This window comes from Arcicella rosea (assembly GCF_040543805.1).
Taxonomy (GTDB): domain Bacteria; phylum Bacteroidota; class Bacteroidia; order Cytophagales; family Spirosomataceae; genus Arcicella; species Arcicella rosea.
The window spans coordinates 15,179-41,424 of record NZ_JBEUMS010000015.1; the positions used below are offsets into that span (position 1 = coordinate 15,179).

At 34.6% G+C, this 26,246-nt stretch carries 25 protein-coding genes; 12 read left to right on the forward strand and 13 right to left on the reverse strand.

Features of this window, described 5'->3' with window-relative positions; translation table 11 throughout:
- Nucleotides 1–126: 126 nt before the first annotated feature.
- The 4 genes from ABID42_RS18005 (at nt 127) to ABID42_RS18020 (ending at nt 3,513) form a co-directional block, all read left to right on the forward strand.
- Complete coding sequence (locus tag ABID42_RS18005) at nt 127–1,272, forward strand: Gfo/Idh/MocA family protein (protein ID WP_367284864.1); 1,146 nt, start codon at nt 127–129, stop codon at nt 1,270–1,272.
- A 99-nt stretch (nt 1,273–1,371) separates the two neighbouring features.
- Nucleotides 1,372–1,773: a four helix bundle protein gene (locus ABID42_RS18010; RefSeq protein ID WP_367284865.1), complete on the forward strand. Its 402-nt coding sequence runs from the start codon at nt 1,372–1,374 to the stop codon at nt 1,771–1,773.
- A gap of 29 nt (nt 1,774–1,802) precedes the next feature.
- Nucleotides 1,803–2,855 carry a sugar phosphate isomerase/epimerase family protein gene (locus ABID42_RS18015; RefSeq protein ID WP_367284866.1) on the forward strand — a complete coding sequence of 351 codons (1,053 nt, stop codon included), beginning with the start codon at nt 1,803–1,805 and terminating at the stop codon, nt 2,853–2,855.
- A gap of 223 nt (nt 2,856–3,078) precedes the next feature.
- Nucleotides 3,079–3,513, forward strand: coding sequence for a hypothetical protein (locus ABID42_RS18020; RefSeq protein WP_367284867.1), 435 nt, complete (start codon nt 3,079–3,081; stop codon nt 3,511–3,513).
- Here the strand turns inward: ABID42_RS18020 and ABID42_RS18025 are convergent.
- The 7 genes from ABID42_RS18025 to ABID42_RS18055 all read right to left on the reverse strand — a co-directional run bounded on the left by ABID42_RS18025 (nt 3,488) and on the right by ABID42_RS18055 (nt 11,159).
- The gene (locus tag ABID42_RS18025; protein ID WP_367284868.1) at nt 3,488–4,246 is read right to left on the reverse strand and encodes a glycosyltransferase family 2 protein; all 759 of its coding nucleotides are present in this window, start codon (nt 4,244–4,246) and stop codon (nt 3,488–3,490) included. The two genes, ABID42_RS18020 and ABID42_RS18025, sit on opposite strands and share 26 nt — an antisense overlap.
- Entirely contained in the window at nt 4,243–5,505 is a 1,263-nt protein-coding gene (locus tag ABID42_RS18030; protein ID WP_367284869.1) for a glycosyltransferase, read from the reverse strand. Before ABID42_RS18030 ends, ABID42_RS18025 begins: the two co-directional genes overlap by 4 nt.
- Before the next feature lies 1 nt (nt 5,506).
- Nucleotides 5,507–6,313, reverse strand: coding sequence for an FkbM family methyltransferase (locus ABID42_RS18035; protein ID WP_367284870.1), 807 nt, complete (start codon nt 6,311–6,313; stop codon nt 5,507–5,509).
- A 130-nt stretch (nt 6,314–6,443) separates the two neighbouring features.
- Nucleotides 6,444–7,676 (reverse strand): glycosyltransferase family 4 protein, encoded by a 1,233-nt coding sequence (locus tag ABID42_RS18040; protein ID WP_367284871.1) that lies wholly within the window; start codon nt 7,674–7,676, stop codon nt 6,444–6,446.
- An 81-nt stretch (nt 7,677–7,757) separates the two neighbouring features.
- Entirely contained in the window at nt 7,758–9,260 is a 1,503-nt protein-coding gene (locus ABID42_RS18045) for an oligosaccharide flippase family protein (RefSeq protein ID WP_367284872.1), read from the reverse strand.
- Nucleotides 9,261–9,283: 23 nt separating this feature from the next.
- On the reverse strand, nt 9,284–10,234 hold the full coding sequence (locus ABID42_RS18050) for a glycosyltransferase family 2 protein (protein WP_367284873.1): 951 nt from the start codon (nt 10,232–10,234) through the stop codon (nt 9,284–9,286).
- A 4-nt stretch (nt 10,235–10,238) separates the two neighbouring features.
- Nucleotides 10,239–11,159, reverse strand: a complete 921-nt coding sequence (locus tag ABID42_RS18055; protein ID WP_367284874.1) for an FkbM family methyltransferase — start codon at nt 11,157–11,159, stop codon at nt 10,239–10,241.
- A 111-nt stretch (nt 11,160–11,270) separates the two neighbouring features.
- Here ABID42_RS18055 and ABID42_RS18060 point away from each other — a divergent pair, with 111 nt between their 5' ends.
- A complete protein-coding gene (locus tag ABID42_RS18060) occupies nt 11,271–12,608 on the forward strand; it encodes a hypothetical protein (RefSeq protein ID WP_367284875.1) in 1,338 nt (445 codons plus the stop codon).
- Nucleotides 12,605–14,359: an OmpA family protein gene (locus ABID42_RS18065; RefSeq protein ID WP_367284876.1), complete on the forward strand. Its 1,755-nt coding sequence runs from the start codon at nt 12,605–12,607 to the stop codon at nt 14,357–14,359. Before ABID42_RS18060 ends, ABID42_RS18065 begins: the two co-directional genes overlap by 4 nt.
- A 61-nt stretch (nt 14,360–14,420) precedes the next feature.
- Here the strand turns inward: ABID42_RS18065 and ABID42_RS18070 are convergent, their stop codons facing one another.
- From ABID42_RS18070 to ABID42_RS18090, 5 genes are all read right to left on the reverse strand, one after another.
- Nucleotides 14,421–14,876: a hypothetical protein gene (locus tag ABID42_RS18070; RefSeq protein ID WP_323256370.1), complete on the reverse strand. Its 456-nt coding sequence runs from the start codon at nt 14,874–14,876 to the stop codon at nt 14,421–14,423.
- Nucleotides 14,877–15,097: 221 nt separating this feature from the next.
- Nucleotides 15,098–16,645 carry a tetratricopeptide repeat protein gene (locus ABID42_RS18075; protein ID WP_367284877.1) on the reverse strand — a complete coding sequence of 516 codons (1,548 nt, stop codon included), beginning with the start codon at nt 16,643–16,645 and terminating at the stop codon, nt 15,098–15,100.
- Between the two features lie 150 nt (nt 16,646–16,795).
- Complete coding sequence (locus ABID42_RS18080; protein WP_184130078.1) at nt 16,796–17,554, reverse strand: zinc ribbon domain-containing protein; 759 nt, start codon at nt 17,552–17,554, stop codon at nt 16,796–16,798.
- A 132-nt stretch (nt 17,555–17,686) separates the two neighbouring features.
- Nucleotides 17,687–18,784 (reverse strand): Nif3-like dinuclear metal center hexameric protein, encoded by a 1,098-nt coding sequence (locus ABID42_RS18085; protein ID WP_367284878.1) that lies wholly within the window; start codon nt 18,782–18,784, stop codon nt 17,687–17,689.
- A gap of 94 nt (nt 18,785–18,878) precedes the next feature.
- Nucleotides 18,879–19,598 carry a head GIN domain-containing protein gene (locus ABID42_RS18090; protein ID WP_367284879.1) on the reverse strand — a complete coding sequence of 240 codons (720 nt, stop codon included), beginning with the start codon at nt 19,596–19,598 and terminating at the stop codon, nt 18,879–18,881.
- A 96-nt stretch (nt 19,599–19,694) separates the two neighbouring features.
- Between ABID42_RS18090 and ABID42_RS18095 the strand changes: the two genes are divergently transcribed.
- The 3 genes from ABID42_RS18095 to ABID42_RS18105 all read left to right on the forward strand — a co-directional run bounded on the left by ABID42_RS18095 (nt 19,695) and on the right by ABID42_RS18105 (nt 20,914).
- Nucleotides 19,695–20,273 (forward strand): ATPase, encoded by a 579-nt coding sequence (locus ABID42_RS18095; protein WP_323256378.1) that lies wholly within the window; start codon nt 19,695–19,697, stop codon nt 20,271–20,273.
- Nucleotides 20,260–20,415 carry a DUF8506 family protein gene (locus tag ABID42_RS18100; RefSeq protein WP_323256380.1) on the forward strand — a complete coding sequence of 52 codons (156 nt, stop codon included), beginning with the start codon at nt 20,260–20,262 and terminating at the stop codon, nt 20,413–20,415. Before ABID42_RS18095 ends, ABID42_RS18100 begins: the two co-directional genes overlap by 14 nt.
- Before the next feature lie 61 nt (nt 20,416–20,476).
- Entirely contained in the window at nt 20,477–20,914 is a 438-nt protein-coding gene (locus ABID42_RS18105) for an NUDIX domain-containing protein (protein ID WP_367284880.1), read from the forward strand.
- Between the two features lie 19 nt (nt 20,915–20,933).
- Here ABID42_RS18105 and ABID42_RS18110 read toward each other — a convergent pair whose 3' ends face one another.
- Entirely contained in the window at nt 20,934–21,722 is a 789-nt protein-coding gene (locus ABID42_RS18110; RefSeq protein WP_367284881.1) for an SDR family oxidoreductase, read from the reverse strand.
- Nucleotides 21,723–21,838: 116 nt separating this feature from the next.
- Between ABID42_RS18110 and ABID42_RS18115 the strand changes: the two genes are divergently transcribed.
- The 3 genes from ABID42_RS18115 to ABID42_RS18125 all read left to right on the forward strand — a co-directional run bounded on the left by ABID42_RS18115 (nt 21,839) and on the right by ABID42_RS18125 (nt 26,148).
- Nucleotides 21,839–22,555: a methyltransferase domain-containing protein gene (locus ABID42_RS18115; protein ID WP_367284882.1), complete on the forward strand. Its 717-nt coding sequence runs from the start codon at nt 21,839–21,841 to the stop codon at nt 22,553–22,555.
- Nucleotides 22,556–22,711: 156 nt separating this feature from the next.
- Nucleotides 22,712–23,470, forward strand: coding sequence for a DUF547 domain-containing protein (locus ABID42_RS18120; protein ID WP_367284883.1), 759 nt, complete (start codon nt 22,712–22,714; stop codon nt 23,468–23,470).
- Nucleotides 23,471–24,747: 1,277 nt separating this feature from the next.
- Nucleotides 24,748–26,148, forward strand: coding sequence for a DASH family cryptochrome (locus ABID42_RS18125; RefSeq protein WP_367284884.1), 1,401 nt, complete (start codon nt 24,748–24,750; stop codon nt 26,146–26,148).
- Nucleotides 26,149–26,246 lie beyond the last annotated feature (98 nt).

Sequence of the window (26,246 nt, forward strand, 5' to 3'; positions counted from 1 at the left end):
GCACAAAACCTCAATATTCCTGATAAATGTTAATTATATTTGAAGGATTTGAATGTAGAGAAATATTATTATCCCATATAATTTCAATCAAAAAAGAATACTTATCCAAATAACAATTATTTAACCATGGAAAAAATCAAAGTCGGCGTAGTCGGAACTGGGTTTATAGGGCCTGCTCATATTGAGGCATTAAGAAGACTTCCAAATGTAGAAGTAACAGCACTTTGTGAAGTAAATATTGAATTAGCGACTGCCAAGGCTGCACAATTAGGTATCGAGCGTCCATGTACGTTTGAACAGTTATTGGCAATGGAAGATATTGCTTGTGTGCATATTTGTACTCCAAACTTTTTACATTATTCACAATCAAAAGCAGCTTTATTGGCTGGTAAACACGTTGTTTGTGAAAAACCATTGGCTAAAGATTTACACGAAGCTGAAGAATTAGTAGCCTTAGCTGCTGAAACTGGTTTGGTAAATGCCGTTCACTTCAATTTACGTTATTATCCTTTGGTTCGCCAAATGAAAACAATGCGTGAAAAAGGTGATTTAGGTGAAGTGTATTCAGTAATTGGTTCTTATTTACAAGACTGGTTATTCTATGAAACTGATTATAACTGGCGTTTAGAACCAGATAAATCTGGAGATTCTCGTGCAATTGCTGATATTGGTTCACACTTGATGGACATTATCGAGTATATCACTGGCTTAAAAACGGTTGAAGTAATGGCCGATTTCAATACGATTCACAAAACTCGTAAAAAGCCTTTGAAACCAGTAGAAACATATTCTGGCAAAATGCTTCAACCAGAAGACTATGCAGATGTAACAATTACAACGGAAGACCATGCTAACGTTTTATTACGTTTCGATAATGGAAATCGAGGTTCGGTAACAGTTTCTCAAGTTTCGGCTGGACGTAAAAATCAATTGAAATTAGAGATTTCTGGTGGAAAGAAAACATTTGCTTTCAACTCAGAAGCACCAAACGAAATCTGGATTGGTAATCGTGATGGCTACAACCAATCTTTAATGCGTGATCCTTCTTTAGCGTATCCAGAAGCAAGTGCATTGATGACATTCCCAGGTGGACACAACGAAGGTTTCCCTGATACTTCTAAGCAATTATTCAAAGAAGTATATGCAGCCGTTGCTGCTGGTAAACAACCAGAAAAGCCAACGTATCCAACTTTTGCTGATGGATATAGAGAATTATTAATCTGCGAAAGAATTCTCGACAGCCACAGAAGCCAAAGCTGGGTGAAGGTTTAGATGTTTAGTGAATGAGTTGTGAATTAGTGAGTTAGTGAATTTCAAAATTGCGCTAACTCATTATTTCACAACTTATTTTGTTTACTACACATAAGATTTATGGAAAATAGTCATACACAAAAAGATTTTGCAGAACGAATGTTTCAAAGAATAAAAAACTTTGGACTCAGATGTATTCCTGTATGTGATGAATTATTTTTAAAGTCTTTATCTGCTAAAAATATTGCTCGACAATTAGCTCGTTCGTCCGCATCTTCAGTTGCTAATTACCGTGCTACAAGAAGAGCTAGAAGTAACAAAGAGTTTTTTTCAAAATTAAGTATTGTCATCGAAGAACTTGATGAAAGTATATTTTGGTTGGAATATTCAATTGATGCTAATTTCTTTCAAGAAGTAAAATTGAAAAGTTTAATGGAAGAAGGAAATGAAATATTAAAAATTCTATCAAAATCCAGAAAAACAACAGGAGAACTATTGAGAAAAAAGAGTTCTGACTCATAATTCACTCATTCACAACTCACAATTATTCCATGAAAACAATCAAAGGTCCTGCTATATTTTTAGCACAATTTTTAGATAACGTTGCTCCTTTCAATACCCTTGATTCAATTACTTCTTGGGTAGCTGACTTAGGATATAAAGGAGTACAAATTCCTACTTGGGATGCTCGTGCAATTGATTTACAATTAGCTGCCGAATCAAAAACTTATTGCGATGAATTGAAAGGTAAATTGGCGGATAAAGGTATCCAAATCACTGAACTTTCAACACACTTACAAGGACAATTAGTTGCAGTAAACCCAGCTTACGATGTAATGTTCGATGGTTTTGCACCAGATTCAGTAAAAGGAAATCCAAAAGCCCGTACAGAATGGGCTGTGCAACAATTGAAGTATGCAGCAAAAGCTTCTCAGAACTTAGGTTTGAAAGCTCATGCTACTTTCTCTGGTGCTTTGATGTGGCATACAGTTTATCCTTGGCCTCAACGCCCTGCTGGATTGGTAGAACAAGGTTTTACCGAATTAGCTAATCGTTGGTTGCCTATTTTGGATGCTTTTGAAGATTCAGGAGTTGACCTTTGCTACGAAATTCACCCAGGAGAAGATTTACATGATGGTGTTACTTTTGAAATGTTCTTAGAAAAAGTAGGTAATCACAAACGTGCTAACCTGCTTTATGATCCATCTCACTTTGTATTGCAATGTTTAGATTATTTACAATACATTGATTTCTATCACGAAAGAATCAAGATGTTCCACGTAAAAGATGCTGAATTTAACCCTACTGGGAAACAAGGCGTTTATGGCGGTTATCAATCATGGGTAAATCGTGCTGGTCGTTTCCGTTCTTTGGGCGATGGACAAGTTGACTTTGGTTCTATTTTCTCTAAATTAACCCAATACGGCTACGATGGTTGGGCAGTGTTAGAATGGGAATGTGCTATCAAAGACCCTGTTCAAGGTGCAACAGAAGGCGCTCCATTTATTGACTCACACATCATCCAAGCGACATCTAAAGTATTTGATGATTTTGCTGGCGGTGGTGCTGATATTGAATTGAATAAGAAGATTTTGGGAATTTAAGAGGCTATCAGTAGTCGGATTTCAGATATCAGCTTTCTGTTTACAAAACCCTTGCAAGCCTGCAAGGGTTTTTATTTTTAAAATTTAGGGTATTTAATTTTTGATTTATCAAAAAAATAGTATTTTTATTATCAATATCATACCATATCAGCAATTATATTAAAAACTTCTATGTAAAGTAAGTTTTGAAAGCTGATGACCGAAACCTGATAGCCATACAACTATGCGTCTTTTCCAATCCGAATCTGAAATAGAATCCTTAATAGAAAAATTCAACACTTGTACTTTGCCAGCTGAGGCTTGGACACATGAAGCGCATTTAGCGATGGGCGTTTGGTATTTGCGTCAGTATAATCTTAAGCAGTCGATGCACTTGGTACGACAAAGAATTATTTTATTCAATAGTTCTGTTGGAGGACCTATCAACTTTGAAAGAGGTTATCACGAAACACTTACTTGGTTTTGGTTGAAAACCGTTGAGGCTTTTTTAGACAGATTTGGGAGAGAAAAAACATTACTGGAAGCGTGCAATGCTTTTTTAAGTAGCGAATACGCTTTGCGAGATAGAGCCTTATTGTTTTACAAAAAAGAAGAAGTCATGTCGCTGGAAGCACGGGCATTTTTGGTATTGCCTACCAATACTTCCCGCCCTTTTTAAGTATCAACTTTACTCCTCGAATAGTAATTTGTATATGTGCCATGATTACACCGAAAAAGCCAAAATGCTTTTTCAATACTTCATAGCGGTCGAGTAAGGAGCGTTTTAATTGTTTGTTGGAAATGCCACCAACCAAGTATTTTGCCACTACTGTATCTAAAAACTGTACTTTTTTCGCTCTTTTCAAACATTCAATTTCCCAATCAATATCAGCACTGAGGTTATTTTCAAGATAAAAAGGAGCGATAGATTTACGAGCGATAAAGGCTTGATGACAAACCAACATCCCTAAATTCATATCTTGCCATTTAAGGTTTTTGGGCAAACGATGCGGCGTAATTACTGAACGTAAGCCTTGAATTGTACCGTTTTCTTCTACAAAATAAGTATCTCCATAAAACACATCAGCATTGGTTTCAGCCAAAGATTGCATAAAATTTGCCACTACTTCACTATCATTAATTTCGTCGCCAGCGTTCATAAACCAGACAAAATCTCCCTTAGCCAAACGCAAACCTTTATTCATGGCATCGTATAAACCTTTGTCTGGTTCAGATACTAAAAGGTTTACTCTTTCGCCATAAGCTTTCGCAATTTCCAAGGTTGAATCTTTCGATTTTCCATCAATAATAATGTACTCAAAATCTTGGTTTGATTGAGCTAAAATACTCTCGATGGTTCTTTTTAGGAATTTTTCAGCGTTATAAGTAATGGTAATGATACTTAATTTCATAATAATGATTCATATAAAGCTTGGTACTGTTTCGCTACTACTTCTTCGGCATAATTTCCAATCACTTTTTGTCTGGCATTTTGACAAAGTAATTGATAATCAGCTTGAAACAATGTCCAGAAAATACCTTTTGCCAGCTCTTCAGCAGATTTAAAAGTAGCTAAATATCCATTTTTTTGATGTTTAATCATTTCAGGAATGCCACCTGTTTCAAAACCAACAACTGGTGTTGCGCAAGCCAAAGATTCCATAATGGTATTCGGCAAATTATCTTCCAAAGAAGAAACTACAAAAACAGAAGCGGAGGAATACGCCAAAGCGATTTCAGATAAATCTGAAAGTTTGCCTAAAACATTTACTTTAAAAGGAAGATTTTCAAAATCATTGGCATTCGCTTGTCCGAAAATAATTAGCTCAACCTCCTTATTATCAACCGAATACTTTTTTTTTAAAATCGCTAAAGCTTCTTTAAAATAGACAAATCCTTTCCGAACATCACTAATCTTAGCCGCCGCAAAAAGTATATAACGTTTGTTGGTATCTAATTGAAAGTGCTGTTGAGCAATTGATTTTTTGGTCGGTTTGAACAATGAAGTATCAATTGGATTTGGAATCGAAACAATTTTCTTGCCTTCTAATAAAGTACTCGCCTTCGCTTTTTTTGCTAACCAATTGCTACAAGCAACGATGGTAATGTTGGCATTTTGAAAAATTTCTTGTTTAGCTTTCCAGACTTGATTTGACAAATCTGTTGAAGAAGGATTTTTAAGAAATTCTGTACAATTTCCACAGCTTTGTTGATAATGAGTACAGTCTCTTGAATAATGACAACCACCCGTAAAAACCCACATATCGTGCAAAGTCCAAACAATTGGCTTTTGGGTTTCAATAAGTTTTTTGAGAGAATTAAGTGAAAGAAATCCAAAATTTATCCAATGTAAATGAATAATATCAGTTTTTTTAATCAATGAATGTTGACTAATATCAATACCTATTTTTGCTTGTGAAAAGATAAATCTTACTGCTTTGGATTTTTCATAAAAAGCAAATTGATAGCGATCGAAAGCGAATCTGGCAAGAGCTACTTTTTTCAAGAACCAATTTGGAGCAATTGCTTCGACATTGGGAGCTTTCCCTTTTTGGTCTTGCACAAGCATTTTTGATTCTAAGCCATTGTCATTTAAGGCTTTATTGAGCCTAGAAGCAGCGATAGACGCTCCGCCATAAGTATCAAAAGTGCTTAAAATCGTAATTTTCATATTATGGACGATAGCCAAAAATGTTTAATTGCAAATCCATCAAATCATTGCCTTTATAGCGATGATTAACGAGCGGTTTTGTGCGGTCTTGAGCAGAATTGATGAAGTAACGGAAACCATTTTTAGCCAAAATATTCAGAATTTCACCTAATTCCTGTGCTTGTTCTGGAAAAGCGTGATATTCGATAAAGATGTTTTTTACTTGCTTTAATGAGTCGGTACAGTCTTTCAACACTGCCGTTTCAGCTCCTTCAATATCCATCTTTAACATATCAACCGAAGGCGTTTTGTCAAGTACATCTTTCAAACGAAAAGAAGCAACTTTTACTTTATCGCCTTCGCCATAAATTGATGCTCCGTCAGAGCCTTCAGAGGCAAATTCAATGCCTTCGTCATCAATCCAAACGGCTTTATTGATTACTTCTACGTCCGAAAATCCATTTTTACTTAGATTTGATTGGAGTATTGTAGCAATTTTAGCATCAGCCTCAAAAGCTGTGATTTGAGCATTTGGATATTCTCTTTTGAAAAATGCACAACTTGAACCAATATTTGCTCCGCAATCTAAAATCACAGGGTTTGCCGAATTTGTATTGAATTTATAAAACTGTTCAACGAAAATTTCTTGAAACTGAAAAAGAAAAGACATACAATCAGGTACTTGGAATGTCATTCCTTGAAATGTTACTTCACGAGCTTCGTAGCGTTTTACATCTCCGTACTTTCTGAAAAGCTTTAGTAATTCACGACTTTCAGGAGTTCTGAAAGCATGATATGGTCCTTTTAATATGTATTTTAAAACAAACATTTTAATATGGTCATCAGCGGTCAGCTTTAGGCTTTCAGCTTTTTTTGATATTATGAATTACTCATGGCATGACTTAGAGTCATGCCATGAGTTTTCAATCAATTTGTCAACTCAATTTTAATTCAACAGTTTAACCCTGATTGCTGACAGCCGATGACCGACAGCTCTCAAAAGCCCTTTGATAATTTTTAATTACCACATGGATATTTACTTCGTCACGAATAATTTGACCAGAATTAAGTCCCATTTGGCGAGTTTTTGCTGGGTCAGACAAAAGTACAGCTAATTTTTTAAATAAATCATCGGCATTACCATCCTCAAAAATAAAGCCGTTGTAGCCATCTCTTACCAATTTTTTCTCTGTTCCGTCTGCTACTGCACAAACAATGGGTTTATCAAAACACATCGCATCGTTGATTGACAAACCGCCCATTCCTGCCAGAACATATACAAGCGAAGCATTAAAATATTGTCCGAGTTCGGTCATTTTATAAACTCCCCCCGTAAAAATTACTTGTTTTTCAATGCCCAAAGCGATAGCTTGTTCTTTGAGGTTTTGCTCTTCTGGACCAGTTCCAACAATTACTAATTCCGCCGTTGGAAATTGCACCAAAAGTTTACTAAAAACCTCAATCAGCATATCTACTCTTTTCCATTTCACCAATCTACCGACGTGTAAAAGTCGCAATGGATTTTCTGGCAAAACAGTATTAACTCCTTCAATTTTAGCTTTATCTGCCAAAATCAAATCAGTATCTGGCGAATTGTAAATCACAAAGATTTTCTCTTTCGGCACGCCATAACTGCCAAATACTTCGTAAGCTTCTTCGGTATAATCTACGTGAGCATCAACCAAATTAAAAGCTCTTTTATAGGAGTATTTCAGTAAAGTATATTTCAATTTAAAAGCCAAACTATCAGGTTTTAAATTGGTTTGCATCGTTTCCGAAGCAACACCTCCGTTGGCATAAAAATCAAGGGCTTCTTTGAATTTTGGAATATTGAACGGAATTTCCTTGAGTATCAATTTAATTCCCATGCTTCTTATTTTCCAAAGTAACATCGGATTATATACAAAAGCCAAGATATAAGGCCAAATCGTAACAATTACGTCTGGTCGCTCGGCTTCGATGGTTTCTATAAAATTCTTGAAGAAAGGTTTCCCCCAAAGTGTTTTGTATTCTTCTAAGAAATGTACTTTGAATTCTATACCATCTAAGGTTTGATGCACGCCAGAACCAACCGTTTTTCCACCACTTTTAGGAGCAATCACAACGATTTCTTGTCCTTCAATACGATTCAAACGATTGAGAACCAAGTTATAATAATGTGGCAAGCCACCAAAAGTAAATAATATTTTCATAGTTTTGATTCGTATGTAGTGATTAGTAAATAGTGATTGGTGATTAGGTCTTTTATTTAAACGGTTTAATTATTCTAATAACTACCTTCTCGTTATTTTACTAAACAAAGACTCTACTGTTCTACTTAAATCTTCTGAAATTCTAAAAAACAAGACTCCTCCACCAAAGAGTATCGTAATGCAAACGGATTTTATAGTGATATTCACAAAACTCATCCAAATGTTGCCTTCAAAACTTGGAATAAAAAGTGTGATTCCATAAGTGAAAAAGCCTAATAAAAGCGTTTTTACCGTCGCTAAATTGAATGGTTGAAGATTAAGTTTATACTTGATAAAAAAGAATTTTACTAAATTATACACTACCACCGAAACCAACATTGCCAAAGCCGCACCATTATAGCCATAAATTGGAATAAAAATTAAATTCACCAATAAGAGTACCACAAAACGGATGATGTAAAATCCAAAATCATATTTATAATAAGGCGAATTCTTTAGGATTTCAGAATTTAAACCTGTAGCCATGTCGAAAACGCTATAAAGTCCAACCATTAAAACCACAAATTTCCCTTGACTATACACAGCCGCATTTGGAATAATTTGAAAAACCGCATCAATATTTGTCCAAATTCCCAAGAACAGAAAACCACCGACAATCAATAAATTCAGGGCTGATTTTTGGTAAATTTCTTCGATATGTTCAAGATTATTGTTCTTCCAAGATTCCGCTAAAAGTGGCTCTGTGATTGAAGCAATGGCATTTCTAGGAATGGCAATCACCATTCCGATACTTGAAGCAATGAAGAAAATAGCCGTACTGTCTAAACCTCCTTTGTAGGCAGGAAGCATCAATTTTTCGATATTGGGCAAAAGCGTAGCCGTTGCTCCACCAAGAATAGTCCAAAGTCCGTACATATACATTTCTTTGAAAATCGGTTGTTTCAAGAAACTAAAATCAAAACGAAGGTAAAGTTTCCCTAAGATTTTGATGTAAATTAACAAGAAACAGATGTTCAAGAAATAAACCAGAATAATGCCATTCAGCAATTGGTCGAAAGTAATGAACTTAAAGCCAAACAATAACGCTAAAATGGAATTAGATGATTTTAGAAAAATTTCCCTGAGAATCGTTGGTACAACAATCCGAAGATGAACTTTGCTGTAGGTTTCTAAAGTAGTTGCATAAAGCAGGAAAAAAGTAATTAAAGGCAAGTACCAATAATATTGAATCAGTAATGGAGAATTATCCATATAAACCGACTGAAAAACACCTTTTAAACCTACATAAGAAAGTAAAAACAGCAAAAAACCAACGAATGGAGCTAACAATAAATACCCGAAAAAACCATTGTGTTGGCGTTCAGGATCAGCAAATCGAGTAAAAAATCTTACGCCAACATGGGGCGTTCCTAAATTTGAGAATGCTGCAAATACTTGAGGAAAACTAATTAAAGCCGTATATAAACCTAATTGCTGAGGTGAAAGAAATTTACTATAAAGAAACAAAACATTGACCGTTCCGATGATTACTCCGACGTAGGTAACAATGGAACTTTTGATGCTTTGACGTATGACGATGCCCATTAAATAAAGATTAAACAACAAAATTACTTCGAGAAACCTCGTTTATATTTTTGTCTTGATAAATAGAGTTGAATCAATCTACCCATCATTCTGAATCCGATGAATAGTATTTGCCAGCTTCTTTTCCAAGATTGCTGAGCAATTTGCTCAATAATATGAGTTAACCAAAGTGTTTGAAATTTTACAAAAGCTTTTCCTAAACCCCAACGAACATTCTTGAGCAGCGCCAAGTATTGTCCGTAGAATTGCATTTTTTCTGAATAGGAAAGACTGGCTTTATTGATACTTTTCAGACGATTTTCTCGTGCATGAACAATACTTGCGTTCGGAACGAAACCGATTTTGAAACGATGAAAAAGTGTACGATTCACAAGGTCAACGTCTTCACCATACATAAAAAAAGCTGGGTCGAAGTAACCGATTTTATGAAATGCCTTCAAATTCAGCAACCAAGCAGCGGCATTTACAAAAGGCAACTCGTAAATTTCTTTCTTACTTTCAAAAAAAGTATCAGATGCCCATTGCCAGTTTTTCGAAGTTGACAAGTAAATCCCAAAACCTTCGTCTAAAGCAGTTTGCTCTGAATTAAAATGCACAGGACTAATTATACCAAAATCTTGATTTCGTTCTGCTACTTTCACCAAACGTTCTACACAATCATTTTCAATCAGCCAAGCGTCTTGATTCAACAGAAAAACATATTCTGCATTCCTTTCAATGGCATATTCAATGCCCAAATTGTTAGCTCTTCCAAAACCGATGTTTTCGTTTAGCTCAATGTGTTTTACTGCTGGAAATTGCTCTTTAATCAACTCTATACCCTTTTTTTCAGGCGAATGATTATCAACAACAATAATTTGGTCTTTGAAATGACTGTTTTCAAAACTTTTCAAACAGCGTTCAATCCATTCCAAACCATTATAATACACAATGATTACCCAAGTATTTTTATGAACGATACTTTCCATCTTCATAAAATTACACTTTCAGCAAGCCCAAGCTTCTAGCAATTTCTGGACGACAAATCAAATAGTTTGATTCGTCTGTAGCAATAATATCTTTTTGTAAAGTTGTTGTACCGTCTTCATCAATACTGTAAAAAAGATAATTGCACCCTTTCAGAATTTCTTGTACTTGTTTGCCTAATTCATCCGTGAAAATTTCGATTAATAAAGTTGGCTGGAATTTCTGCAAATACTCTCCCATTCCACGCAAAGCTTCTGGTTCGTGCATTTCCACATCCACTTTCATTAAATCAATGTTCGTAATGTTATTGGCTTCTATATAATCTTTCAGCGTTGTCGCTGGTACTTTTGTTTCAAAACGAGTGTCTTTATGAGAAACGTGGCGAACATCCGAAAACTCTTTGTTCAAAGTAGCACTATAGTTATTGGCTTCTGGAATATCATACAAAGTAAGTTCGCCCGTGAAATCCGAAACCGCCATCCATTCAGCTCTTACCTCATAATTGTTCAATTTACAGTTTGCTGCATACTTATCGTGTGTTCTTTTTACGGGTTCAAAGCCATAAACTGCGGCTGAAGGATTTACACTTTTGGTCAGCAAAGAGTACATTCCTGTATTTGCACCCACATCAAAAACTACTTTTGATGATTTAGAAAGTTGCGTCCATAATCTTAAAGAGTAACCTTCACGGCCAACGCCTAAACCAACCCAGAAAAGACCGTCTTCAATAATAAAACCGTGTGTATTGTAATGATTGATGTAGAAAGATTTATCACCTTCAACTTTTACTTTAAATTTTCCATCAAAAAAAAGATGACGATAAACAGATTTTGAAGGAACATAGATGCTTCTGATGAGTTCAAAAATTTGTCTTTTAAAAGGGATATTCTGATAAATTGTTTTCAGTACACTATTTTTGTTAATTTGTGTCATCTTTTACTAATGGTTATTTTGAAGTATTTGCAAAGTTACAGATTTTAAGATAGCTCAAAAAATTTGATTTTGCTTGTGCCTAAATATTGTCTTATTTTGCAAACCTAACGAATGAAAAAATTGAAGTTTAAATTCCCTTTGTTCAGGACGAGTATCTCGTCGCAATCACCATCTTTCATTATTTTTTTACTATTTATTACATTCGTTTTTGCTACTTATTACTGTTTAATTACTCTTTGGAATTATACTCAGATTTCAGATTTCAAAAACTATTATGAAGAAGGCATTTTGTTTTTAAAAACTGGAAATATGTCTCCTCAATTTCTTTTCTTTCAAGCGCCTGGACATCCTTTTTTAATCAGTAAAATTTTTAACATCTTTGATTCTATTAATCCAGTAATCATTCAATTTCTTAATATCTGTCAATATATCACGGCAATTATTCTAACGCATTTCAGTTTCAAAACGCAATTTTCTTGGATAAAATATGTAGGAACGTTTAGCCTTTCCATCTGTGTGTCCTATTTAAGCTTAATGGGTTTTCTGGCGGCTGAGTTTAATTTTCTGTTCTTTTTTGTAATCGGTAATTTTCTATTAATCAGGTATTTGCAAAATGAAAATACTTTTGGTATTTTACCAAGAACTTTACTGATTTTAGCCATTGCATTTACTTTTGGCTTGGCACAGTTTGTTCGTCCTTTGAGTTTCTATTATTTATTATTTTTTGGATTTGGTCTTTTTTACCTGAAAGTAATTAGTAAAAAAACATTAATTCATAGCAGTAAAGCAACACTTAGGCAGTATGGACTTGTCTTTAGTTTATTCTTGTTTGTTGCCATGAATTTATACAGAAATATTTCTGGAAAATGGACTTATCAGCCTCCCCAAAACGGAATATGGAGTATTTATGTAGGATTCAATGCTAAAGCGAAAGGAAGTTATAATGCCGAAGATATTACGCAATTCAAAAAAATTGCCGAACCACTTCATTGGAACGGGGAAGCTTTGCGAGCAATATTAAAACCAATAACGATTGAAAGAGTAAAAACCAATTGGCAAGCAAACATTCGTCAATCGCAACAGCGAGCCATCCGTTTGTTAGTGCCTTATTTTACTTCCTATTGGTTTTTTGCAAAGGGAATTCCGCCGAGTAAAAACCCCATTTGGATTTTATGGATGAAAGCAGTTTTCCTTTTATCCACTTTTACCGTTTTAATAAGTTATCTAAGTAATGGTATTTATCTTTTTAAGTTATTCCGAAAAAAGCATTTGAATACTATTGAAACCTTTGCCTTTTGTTCTTTAATCAGTACTTTTTTATATATTTTAATTCATGTATTTTGTTTAGAAATCCAGCCGAGATATGCTGCTCATTTGGTGTTTATTAATCTTTGGATTTTGCCTTTAAGCCTAGAAAATTTCATACAACCAAACCCGAAATTTCAATGAATCGTCTTAGCTCGCTCTTATTTTTAATGGTATTGTGCTTTTACAATACTTCAGTGAATTTTGCCCAAGTACGCCGTTCATTAGGCCCACCAGTCAATCACCCAACATTTAATGAATACGCTCCTTCCATCAGCGCCAATAACAAAACCATGATTTTTGAAACCGATCGTGCTGGCGAAGGAAAATGGGAATTATATTACACCACAAAAAATGAAAAAAATAGATGGACGCCTCCTAAACCCATCGTGAATATCAATAAAATCGGGAAAGACAATGATTTAATCGGTGGACCATCTATTAGCTACGACGGAAAAACCCTTTTCTTTTTTGCTTCTTTTGAAGGTGGGCAAGGCGATATGGATATTTATCACTCTACTTGGAACGGCACAGATTGGTCAGAACCAAAAACGTTTGGTAATAATATCAATACCAAAGCTTACGAAGGTTTTCCTTCGGTTTCTGCTGATGGAAAATCTATGTATTTTATTCGTGATAATTTTTCTAAAAGGAAAGATAAAGCTCTGTGTTACACCATTTGGGTTTCTAAAAAACAAGATGATGAAACTTGGGGAGTTGCCGAAAAACTACCTGCACCCATCAATATGGATTGTGAGAAAGCACCTAGAATCATGGCTGATAACCGTACTTTGATTTTTAGTTCTGTCAGAAAAGATGGAGTAGGTGGTTTTGATTTGTATCAATCTTTTCAAGAAGATGATGGCTCTTGGAGTACTCCTATTAATTTAGAATACATCAATACTGAAGAAGATGACCAATTTGCTTCTGTGTCGGCTGCTGGAGATTTAATGTATTATCACACTGCAGGCGATATTTATACCGTAACGATTCCTGATAAATACCGAAAATATAAATTAGTAACCGTTGACGGAAAAGTAATTGATGCCATTACCAAACAACCAATTGCTACAAAGTTGACGTCAAAAAGCTCCAACCCAAAAGAAAGAGCGATTAATACAGTTGTAGATGCCAACGGTTTGTTTTCTATGATTTATCGAGTTGGAAGTAAGTATGATGTAACGACTTCGCCATTGGCGGATTATTTGCCCTATCGTGGTAAAATGGACATGAGTACAGCCAAAGAAACCGATAATATCGAGAAAAATATTGAGCTGATTCCAAAGAAATTAGTTTTCCAATTTCAGTTGCTTGATAAAGATACCAAAGCAATTTTGAAAGACCCAAAAGTAAAAGTAATGGACGCTGAAACGAAACAGTTGTTAGAAGTAAAAGTGGATAAAGACATTGCCAATGTTACGCTTGAAATTGGCAAACTTTACAAATTTGCAGCCAATACTTTAGGTTATTCATTTTTCTCACGCTCATTCAAGCCCGATACTGTTGATGCTTTTAAAGATAGATTGAAAAAAATACCTTTAGCAGTGTTGAAAAAAGATGTAGTGGTACAATTACAAGATATTACTTTTGAAACTGGTAAAGCCGAATTAAAGCCTGAATCAGGAGAAGAATTAGACCGTTTGGTGGCTTTGTTGGATGGTAATAAAACCATTAAAGTAGAAATATCAGCTCATACGGATGATGTTGGAAATGATGATGCCAACTTGAAACTTTCAGAAAAAAGAGCAAAAGCGGTGGTAGATTACTTAACGACTAAAGGCATCAAAGCCGACAGGATGATTGCAAAAGGCTATGGCGAAACGCAACCACTTGTCCCTAATGATACTGATGAAAATAAAGCAAAAAATCGTAGAGTGCAGTTTAAAATCAATTAGGTTAAAAACAGAAAAGACTTCGCTACAAACGAAGTCTTTTCTGTTTTTAAAACTCTACAAATTATTTCTTTCCACCAAAATGATAGCCAACACCTAACCAAGCTCTGAAAACACCACTTGTCCCATCATAATTTACATAAGGACTGAGTTCAAAATTGACACTCACTTTGGGTGCTTTCTCAAACGGATAAGCACGCATCCCAACACTTCCGAAATAACCTTTTACGACGTCTTGATTATCAACAATAGAAGCTACAATTCCAAAGTTTACTCCACCGCCCGCATAAATAAAGGCATTTTTAGTATAACCAAGATTAACCATCAATGCGGGTTCTGTATTCAATGAAGAAGTAAAAGAATTCATCTGAAAACGAAAATCCATCCAAACTACTTTGGTTGGATTGGTAGCAATCGACAATTGACTATTGAAAGGATAATAACTAATGGCTTGCGCTTTGGCAGCGTAATTAATAAACTGAAAAGTAAGGATTAATAAAAATAGCTTAAGTAGTTTCATGAATTTGATTGTTAGGTTTTATAGCTTTGAGCAATTAGCTTGTGGCTTATTATTTTGTTATAATATTTTATTTTTTTACTTCTGAGAATAACACATCTTAAACGATACCATTTCATTACCTCACAGATTTTAATCTGTAATATCAGCGGGTATAGTCTTCTCAACTAATCTAATTTTTGTAGTTTGAAGCTCTGCATTCCAAACTCAAAACTCTACACTCCTCAGTATCCTAATTCATTCAAAGCCGCTTTTGCTTTGTTGTCGATAGAGTTTTTGTACTCGTGTTTTTTGTAAGAAATAGCTTTTTCAAAATAGCTTTTTGCTTTTCCTTTTTCACCTTTTACTTGGTAAATATAGCCCAATTGTAAAGCCGAACTAGCACCAAAAGAAACAATTTGCTGTGCGGATAAAACAATTGCACGTTCATAAAAAGGAATTGCTTGTAGAATATTGTTTGACAGTTGAAAAATTCTTCCTTTTCGGTAGTTAAATTCCATTCGGTCTTGAATTTGTTCAAAATTACTTTCTGAATACTTCTCCAGAATCATCAAAGCTTTGTCATAAAAACCGCCATCACATGCCAAACGAGCTTTCATCAGTACTTTCTGACTAATCGGTTTTTTAGGATTTAATGCTAAAAAGTTGTCTGCAAATTTGGTCGCAGCCTTGTCGGCTTCAACAATATTTTCGCCTACTAATTTTACTTTTTCTAAGAATACTCTTCCTTTGGCATCTTCATTATTCAACCAATAACTTAAAAAGATTTTGTAATAAGTATCTTTCACAAAGTTAAAACCTTTATAATGAGCTAAAAAACTTTGAAAACCTTTTGATGCCAATTGATATTGCCCTTTCTGCAATAAAATATCTGCTTTAAGATATTCAAGGAATGGGAAAGACAAGTACTCATTACTTTCTGGTCGATTTTCAAGAATGTTAAAAGCAATTTCACTTTTCCCTTCTTTCATAAAAGTAGTTACGCCAAAAAACTGAAAGAGTAAATTATCTTGATGCTGACTAATAAATTGCTGAAACTCACTCAATTTTTTAGGATTGAATTTCAGGATATAAGCATGAACGACATAATCTAAAAATTGTGCTTCTTCTTTAAAAACACTGTCTTTATGAATCACATTTTGTAATTCACTCAATCCTAGTTTAATATTTCCTTTCAGTCCAATCAGTTTAATTACCCATTGGTAGTTTTCGGGAGTAGAGCCAATTAAGATATGCAATAAACCGAGAGATTTTTGATTGGGTAAAAAATTAGGAAATTCTTTGGCATTGGCATCCAGTAATTTGTAGGCTTTAATAATTTCCCAACTTCCTTTGGTTTCATGTCCGAATTTTAGTTTTACAAAAGCTGAATGCAAATGAAGCTCTGCCAATAAAAAACGAAAGTAAGGTGATTTTTTATCAAGATTTTCAATCAAATCAATCCGTTCATCTTGTTGATTGATAAACTTTTCATAGAGAGATTTATCTTCCGTAATCATCAATTCTATTAAATCAGCATAACTGTTTAGATAAACATTTATGCCATTTACAGATTTATCATGTGCTAAAATACTTCTTCCATTGGCAATTTTCATTTTCAAGATTTCAGAGTAGGCTTTTTGCATGGTGCCATTCATTTCGAAATCTGAGGCTTTTCCCGAAGTAGTTATCAACAATAAAGTCATCCAAAAAGTAAGATGCATTTTCTTGGAAGCGTATTTTCTCAACCAAAGCTGAATCTTATCAATATGGTTTGGAGGATTTTTTTTCATTTGATGCGTTGATTATTGTATAAACGGAATTTATGCAATAATATTTAAGGCAAATTGTTGGCAATCAGACCAAATCATTCTGATGTAGCTAACATGAAAAAAGCCCATAACGTTGAGGTTACGGGCTTTTTGTCTTGCAAACCAAAAGGCTTATTTCTTAGAGATGAAAACAATATCTTCAACGTCTGCCAAAATACGTCCACAGTGTTCGCAAACAATAATTCTTTTCTTGTCTTTGATGTCAGCCTGACGTTGTGGTGGAACTGCACTAAAACAACCTCCACAAGCACCACGTTTTACTAAAACAACTGCTAAACCATTTGGATAATTTCCACGCAATTTATCGTAAGGGCGTAATAAACGTTCTTCAACAAATTTCACAGCCTTATCACGGTTGTTCATTAATTTTTGTTCGTCTTCTTCGCTTTCAGCAATCAAAACATTTAATTCTTTCTTTTTTGCATCAAGGTCTTTTTTACGAGTATTCAAACGAGTTTCTGTTTCAGAAACATCGTCTTTTTTATTCAAAATCTTGAATTCAAATTCACGAGTACGTTTGTCAGCCAATTCCATTTCAAGTTGTTGCAATTCAATTTCTTTTGAGATTGCATCATACTCACGGTTATTGCGCACATTCATTTGTTGGTCTTTGTACTTATTTACCAACTTTTCAGCTTCTTTTTTAGCATTACGGTTTTTTGTAATGTCTTCTTCCAAAATAGCGATTTCTTTGTTGAATTTGCTAATACGGGTTTCGATACCAGCAACTTCATCTTCCAAATCACGTACTTCTTCGGGTAAATCGCCTCGCATCTTTTTGATGCCATCCAAGGCTGAATCTATGTTTTGAAGCTTCAAAAGAGCTTCTAATTTCTGAGCAATGGTTGTTTCGGTTGCTACTGCTGCCATTGGTTTTATTCGGTTTTATCTGTGTAACCGCTATCGGTATTAAGTTATTAGTTGAGATGGACTAATTATCCTGCATTTTCAAGGAAAGATAATTAATCAATTTGAACCAATCACGAATCACTGATAACAAAATCAAAAATACTGTACAGGGTTTGTATTGACCTGACTTTTGAGAACCGCAAAATTACTAAATTTTTCAGACAAATACCTAACAATTAACTCCTTTGTATAAACTTCTGACTCATAATGTCCTATATCACAGATAATAATTTGATTTTCGGCATCAAAAAACTCGTGATACTTGTAATCTGCGGTAATAAAAACGTCAGCTCCTTGGCTAATTGCATCTTTCAATAAGAATCCGCCAGCTCCTCCACAAAGAGCAACTTTCTTAATTTCTTTGCCTAACAATGGCGTATGGCGAATTACTTTTAATGCCATTTTACTTTTCAGCATTGTTAAGAAGTCAATTTCAGATAAAGATTCTGCTAATGTTGCCACTACGCCAGAACCAACTTCTTGATTTTCGTTTTCAAGGACACTGACATAATAGGCTACTTCTTCATAAGGATGAGCAGATTTTAGTACTTTGATAATTTTAAATTCTTGATGAGCATCAAAAATTACTTCTATCCTATTTTCTATTACTTCTTCGGCTTCGTTCAAAGTACCAATTACTGGATTCGCATTGCCCGAAGGCGTAAATCTTCCCGTTCCTTCTACCGAAAAACTACAATTTTTATACTCACCGATTTGTCCAGCACCAGCTTCATGAAGTGCTTCTAATAATTTGGGAGCATTTTCAGTTGGCACAAACGTGACTAATTTCTTTAAGATTTGCTTTTTAGGCGAAAGAATTTTTACATTTTCCAAGCCTAATTTTTCGGCAATCATAAAATTCACACCACCTTTTACACTGTCCAGATTGGTATGTGTAGCATAAATGGCAATATCATTTTTGATGGCGAGCATCACCGCACGTTCTACATAATTTTTTCCATTAAAGCGTTTTAATCCTTTAAAAACAATTGGATGATGTGCCACAATCAAATTACAATCTCTTTTTATCGCTTCATGAATAATTTCTTCGGTACAATCAAGCGTAATAAGTACACCAGAAACTGTAGTTTGTGGAGAACCAACGATTAATCCAGCATTATCATAACTTTCTTGATAAGCCAGTGGGGCGAGTTGCTCTAAATAATTGGTAATATCTTTGATGCTTGGCATGAGTACGAACGATTGAAAATTGGATACAGCCCCAAAAATAGAAAAGGAGCAACAATATATTGCCCCTTTTTACGATTTGGTTTAGAAATTAAATTTAATCTCGTTCAATTACGCTGCCTCCAGAAGTACTTCTTTCAAGTGTAGGATTTCCTCTGTAGCGCACATTGCTTCCCCCAGAAGCTGATACTCTCAAGAATCTTATCGTATTTACTCTTACTCTGCTTGCTCCTGAAACATCTAAATTTTGTTCGTCTGTAATAAAATTGAAATTGTTTACTTGAGATGCGCCAGAAACTGTACCGATAATTTTTTCTCCGTCGCCATACATTGATAATTGTGAAGCTCCTGAAACATCAAAAAACAGATTCTGAGCATCTAATTCTGTTTTTAATTGCGAAGATCCCGACAAATAAATGTTCAGATTTTTTGAAGAAAAACCTTCGATGTATGAATTACTTGCCCCAGAGAAATCGACCATTCTTAAACTTGGCATCGTGATATTTATCACAACGTTATATCTACGATTTCTGTAATTCACATATTCGGCAAACAAAGTACCGTTACGAACATATACATTTAATTCATCAAGGTCGGTTTCATCGCCGATGACTTCAATGCGATAAGAACTTCCTTGAATTACATTTACGTGGAAGCCATTTCCCATTTTTATTTGGTCAAAGTTTTTCAAGTAATAATAATCATGCTGTTCGTAATAAGCAGGAAGAGGGTCTTCTATGTGAACAAAACAAGAAGAAAGTGCCGAAAGCATAAATAATGAAATAGCGATTATTAAAGATTTTTGCGAGGTTTTCATATAAATTGACAGTTTAAGTTTTATGTTTGTGAAGTATAGACAATGAGATATTCTTTAACCCCCATAATCACTTTTGGATATTAAGACTTTAAATGAATGACATCTAAAAATCTATATATCATTGCGGGATGTAACGGAGCAGGAAAAACAACTGCATCATTTTATATTTTACCTAATGTTCTTGATTGTAAAGAATTTATTAACGCTGATGAAATAGCCAAAGGATTATCTCCATTTCAACCTGAAAAAGTAAGCCTTGAAGCTGGGAAAATAATGCTAAATAGAATTGATGAATTGTTAGCAAAGGATGTTGATTTCGCACTAGAAACTACACTTTCATCAAAAGCTTATGCTAAAACAATTAAAAAGGCACAAGAGAAAGGATACTTTGTAACACTGCTATTTTTTTGGTTGGAAAGCCCAGAACTTGCTAAACAAAGAGTGAAAATTAGAGTAAGTGAAGGAGGACATAATATTCCAGAAGATGTTATTGAAAGACGCTATGAACGTGGTCTTAAAAATCTTTTTGAAATTTACTTGCCTTTGTGCGACAATACAATGCTTTTTGATAACTCAGATAGAATGCCTATTTTAGTTATGAAAAAAGTAAAAGATGAAGAAGCTGAAATAATAGACTTTCAAAAATTTAAAAGTATTCAAAATGGAAAAGAATGAAATTTTAGCGTTACAAGATAAAATCGTTGAGGGTTTGAAAATCTCATCGAAAAAAATGATTGAAAATAAAAAAAAGAACAACGGCAAATTGGTTATTTTCAACAATAACCAAATCAAAACCATTAATGCGAAGAAAATTTAAACACCAATTTTAAATTCACAACTCATTATTCACAATTCAGAACTATTACTTATATACTCCTATGAAAGTACGTCCAAGTGTAGCCATTATAGAAAATGAAAAGGTATTATTAATGCGTTATCGTTATGGCGATACCGATGTTTTTAATCTGCCCGGTGGAAATGTAGATGCTGGCGAAACGCTTACAGATACACTTATCAGAGAATTACAAGAAGAATTAGGCATACAAATTGCCGTTGGAGAAATGCTGGTGGCTGGCGAAGTAATTTTGCCACAACAAAAAACAGATGTATTACACTGTGTTTTTAAAGCTAGCATTATAGAGGGAACTCCTATACTGAATGCCAAAGAAACCTCTGCATTAGAAGTCCTTTGGCAACCAATTACTTCATTAAATCAATTGGCGATGTACCCGAATGTATCGGATGATTTACAAGTAATTTTAGTAGAAAATAAAGGTTTTGAATATCTGGGAAGACTAGACCAAGTTTGGTATTGATACTTCGGATAAATCAAGATTACATACAAGTTAATCTTCCTCCATCCACAGGTAAATTCACACCATTGATGTATGCTGCGGCGGGACTGCATAAAAAGGCTACCGCTGCTCCAAATTCTTCTGCTTCGCCGAATCTTCCTGCTGGAATATCCGATTGAAATACTTTTTCCATCTCTTCTTTTTCCAAACCAGCCGCATTTGCTCTGGCATTTACCACAAAGTCTAAACGTGCTGTTTTGGTATAACCCGGCAAAACATTATTGACCGTAATGCCGAATTGTCCTAACTCATTTGCCAAGGTTTTTGACCAAGAAGCCACCGCTCCACGAGTAGTATTCGATACGCCCAAGCCATTGATTGGTTGTTTTACCGAAGTAGAAATCACATTAATAATTCTACCAAAACCTGCTACTTTCATACTTGGTACGCAAGCTTGAACCAAAATATGGTTACAAATTAAATGATTAGAAAATGCCTGTGTAAATTCTTCAATTTTAGCTTCTAAAATCGCTCCTCCTGCTGGTCCGCCCGTATTATTGACTAAAATATGAACCTTTGGATTTGCCTCAAGATGTTTTTCAATACCTGCTTTTACTTCTTCTGGCTTAGAAAAATCAGCGACAAAATAAGTATGTTGCTGTCCTTTTGAACTATCCAAGCTTTTAAGAGTTTCCTTGAGTGTGTCTTCGTTTCTAGCAACCAAGGTTACGTTTGCTCCAAGTAAAGCTAACTCAATAGCCGAAGCTCGCCCAAGCCCTTGCGTACTGCCACATACAATAGCGTTTTTATCAGTTAAATCTAAATTCATGTTTTAAGGAAATTAAATATATTACACTACTTTTACTTTAGCTCATGGATATGATTATCTCATAAACCTCAAACTTTAATCTCATAAACTTTAAACGAGTATTCACCAACAAAGATATGCCAGATTTATCATTTAGAAGTACCGAAAAAGAACTGATTGACGACTTAGATTTAGATAATGATGCCCTCCGTCAGAATTTGGAAGAATTGGCAATCATCAATCAATACTTGGGCGGAAACCAAGTAACGATTAGCGGATTGGAAACTGTTCTAAAGGTTTCAAAGCCAACACAAACTACTTATAAAATAGCAGATTTGGGCTGTGGTGGCGGAGATATGCTGATGGTAATTGCTAAATGGGCAAGAAAAAAGCAATTAAAAACAACACTGATTGGCATTGATGCCAACGATTTTATGATTGAATTTGCAAAAAAAAGAACGGCTCAATTTCCAGAAATAACGTATTTACATCAAAATATTTTTGCGAGAGAATTTCAAGAACATTCTTTCGATATTGTTACGATGACGCTCTTTTGTCATCATTTTGATGACGAAAGTTTAGTAAAATTACTCAAGCAACTCAAACAGCAAAGTCGTTTGGCGATTGTGATTAACGACATTCACCGACATTGGTTTGCCTATCATTCCATCGCTTGGATTACCAAATTATTCTTAAAATCGTACTTAGTAAAAAACGACGCAAAGCTTTCAGTGTGGCGAGCCTTCCGAAAATCAGATTTAGAAAACATCATTCAACAAGCAGGTTTTACTCGCTTTTCTATCAAATGGAAATGGGCTTTTCGTTGGGAAGTGGTTTTGTTTTGTGAGGAATAATTACAAGGGAGTGTCCACTCATAGCATGACTGATAGAATACTTTGATGCTCAAAATAACCCAATGAGTCATGCCATGAGTATTATGAATAAGCCAATTTTATTACATTTGTTTTACTCTTTATCATGAAAGAGTATTTTAATAATCCCCCAAAACTATGAAATCACTCATTATTCTTGCTACAATTTTTACTATTTCTGCGAGTTGTTTTAATTCAAATGTTCCAAATTCGGATGCAAAGCCTGTGAGTCATGATGCTTGGACGACTTTGCTTAAAAAGTATGTAAACACCAATGGAATGGTGAATTATAAAGCTTTTCAAAAAGATTCTGTCGCTTTGAATAAGTATTTGGAAATGCTATCAAAAAACACACCCAACGAAAAAACTTGGACGAAAGATGAGCAATTGGCTTATTGGATTAATGCTTATAATGCTTTTACGGTACAACTGATTCTAAGAAATTATCCTCTGAAAAGTATCAAGGACATTGTTAAAGTAAACATTACTTATATCAATTCTCCTTGGGATATAAAATTCATCAATTTGATGGGGAAGAAATTTGATTTGAATGATATTGAAAATGGTATTATCCGTAAAAAATTTGATGAGCCACGCATTCATTTTGCTCTAGTTTGTGCGGCGATTTCTTGTCCAAAACTAAGAAATGAAGCCTTTACGTCCACTGCACTCGACGAACAATTAACCGATCAAGCCATAGATTTCTTGAATGACAACAAGAAAAATGTAGTCTCAGCCAAAGGAGCAAATCTGTCAAGTATTTTTGATTGGTACAAAGGCGATTTCACCAAGAAAATGTCTTTACAAGCTTTTGTTAATCAATACGCCAAAGTAAAAATGCCCACAGATGGCAAAATTCAATTCGTTAATTATAACTGGGTATTGAATGGGCTTTGATTGGGGAAAAACTAGTCGTAGAAAGGATTTCCCCTACGGACTAAAATATCAAAAAGAGTTATACCTTCTTTGATTTAGGAATCACAAAACAGGTCTTCAATGTCATGAAATATCTAACGAAGGTTCAAATGTTCAAAATCACTGTAGCAATATATTTTTGGGTATCCTTCTATGTCTTATGTTGCAATGCACAAAACAACACATTCTTTGTTTCAAGATTGAATACCAAAGCAGAAAAAAACGTTTCTCACATTGCATCGTTAGATACCAATAATAAACATACGTCTAAACTTAATAACTTTAGAATAAGCTTAATAGACAAGAATGAGACAGATTATTTATTATCTATTTACTCAAAAGATAACAGATTGATTTACAAAAGTATCTGCCAAGGCATATCAAAAATTTATGAGGACTCCATTGGGGTTTATTTTGTAGAGTATTCTTTATTCACAGAAGATGGGCATACAGAAGGAAAAATTATTACTCTTAATTCGTTTAAACAGAACATTCTCAAAAGTAAAAATAGCTACAGTAATTGTACTAATCCATTTAGATTGAATGATAAGCTTTATGTAATTTCTGATATGAAATTATTACAGTTAAACAGGCATTTGGATATTGAATCTCGAATGAAAATTTACTTGTATAAATCTCATAAGGTAGTTAATACAAGCTATGCAGATAATTATTTATTCTGTGACATAGACAATAAAAATAACGAAATAAGCATCAACTTTACGCCCGACCGTACAAAATTAAGTTGTAAAATATATACAGGACAGCTTAACATTAATTCATCTCATATTAATATAATCTTCAACTAGTCGTGGGCTTTCTGGAACTCCCCGTAGGTTTTTCCTACGTCCTAAAATGGAAAGAGCGTCTCGCTCGCCCTATGATTCAGGAATCACAAAATAGGTCTTCGATGACATAAAACATCTCTCAGGAATCACAAAATAGGTCTTCGATGACACAAAACATCTCTCGGGAATCACAAAACAAGTCTTCGATGACACAAAACATCTCTCGGGAATCACAAAATAGGTCTTCGATGACACAAAACATCTCTCGGGAATCACTTTACATCTCTCCGATGACATAAAATATCTCTCAGGAATCACAAAAAAACTTTCGCTTCCCCTCTTTTCAAAAAACTTTCAGCCCAATTATTAGTTGATACAATTTAGCTATTAATATACAATTCCCTAATACTGTTTTCGGGTTTTGCTCAATCATTCTCAAAACTATTGCCGATTATTGCAATCTTAAATTTCATGAAAATACTCCTTTGGTTTCGCAACGATTTACGTGTTCACGACCATGAAGCTTTGTTCAAAGCTTCACAAAAAACGGCTCAAGTATTTCCGCTTTATGTACTCGACCCCAGAATTTCACAAGAAATGCCGATGGGATTTCCCAAAACTGGCAATTTGCGTACTCAATTCCTTGTTGAATCGCTTGAAAACCTTCGTAAAAATCTCCAAAGTATTGGCTCGAACTTAATTATCAGGATTGGGCATCCTGAAGAAATCATTCCACAATTAGCGAAAGAATTGTTGATTGATGAAGTATTTGTTTCGGAAGAAGTAACTTCTGAAGAAACGGACACAGATACTTCGGTAGAAATTGCTTTGAAAAAAGAAGGCATCAAAATGAAGTTTTTCTGGCAAGCTACGCTCTATCATTTGGATGATTTGCCCATGGAGATTGAAAATTTGCCTAATATTTTCACCCAGTTTAGAAACCAAGTAGAAAAAGCGACCAAAGTAAGAAGTACTTTTCCGATTCCTAAAAATCTTAATTTCTCAAACACGATTGACATTCGTGAATTGCCAAAGCTTGATTTTCCCAAAACAAATCAGCAATTGTACAAAGGTGGCGAAGACGAAGCCTTAAAAAGATTGGAGGAATATTTTTGGCAAAAAGACTTGTTAAAAGTATATAAAGAAACTCGCAATGGAATGTTGGGTTTGGATTATTCTTCTAAATTCTCGCTTTGGCTGGCAAATGGCTGTATTTCGCCAAGATATATTTACGAACAAGTAAAAAAATATGAAGCCGAACGAACCCAAAATGATTCTACATATTGGTTGATTTTTGAATTACTTTGGCGTGATTATTTCCGTTTTGTGGCTTTGAAGTATGGCAACAAAATCTTTTTTGAAAAGGGTATTCAAGGCAAAACCGTTGTTTGGAAACAGCATAAAGGTATTTTTGAAAAGTGGAGATTGGGCGAAACGGGCGTTCCCTTGATTGATGCTAATATGAAAGAATTGTTGGAAACGGGTTTTATGTCGAACCGTGGGCGACAAAATGTAGCGAGTTTTCTGGTAAAAGATTTACAAATAGATTGGCGTTGGGGTGCGGCTTGGTTTGAAAGTCAATTGATAGATTACGACGTTTGCTCTAACTGGGGCAATTGGCTTTACGTGGCGGGTATCGGCAACGACCCACGTGAAAACCGTTATTTTAATATTCTGAAACAAGCCAATAATTACGACCCCAAAGGCGAGTATGTAAAGTTTTGGCTACCAGTCTTAGCCGATGTTCCTGCCGAAAAAGTACATTCAGTGGCATTATTGACCGCCGAAGAACAAAGGGAATATCAAGTAAGCATAGGAGTAGATTATCCAAAAGCGATAGTTGATGTAAGGAAATGGAATATCAAAAAATAAATGAAAAGGGTTTTTGACCGTTCAAAATCAAAAAACAAATATTCAGCATAGAAGTAATGCAGGCGCTGAAAAAATATCTACATTTGAAACAGTTTTAC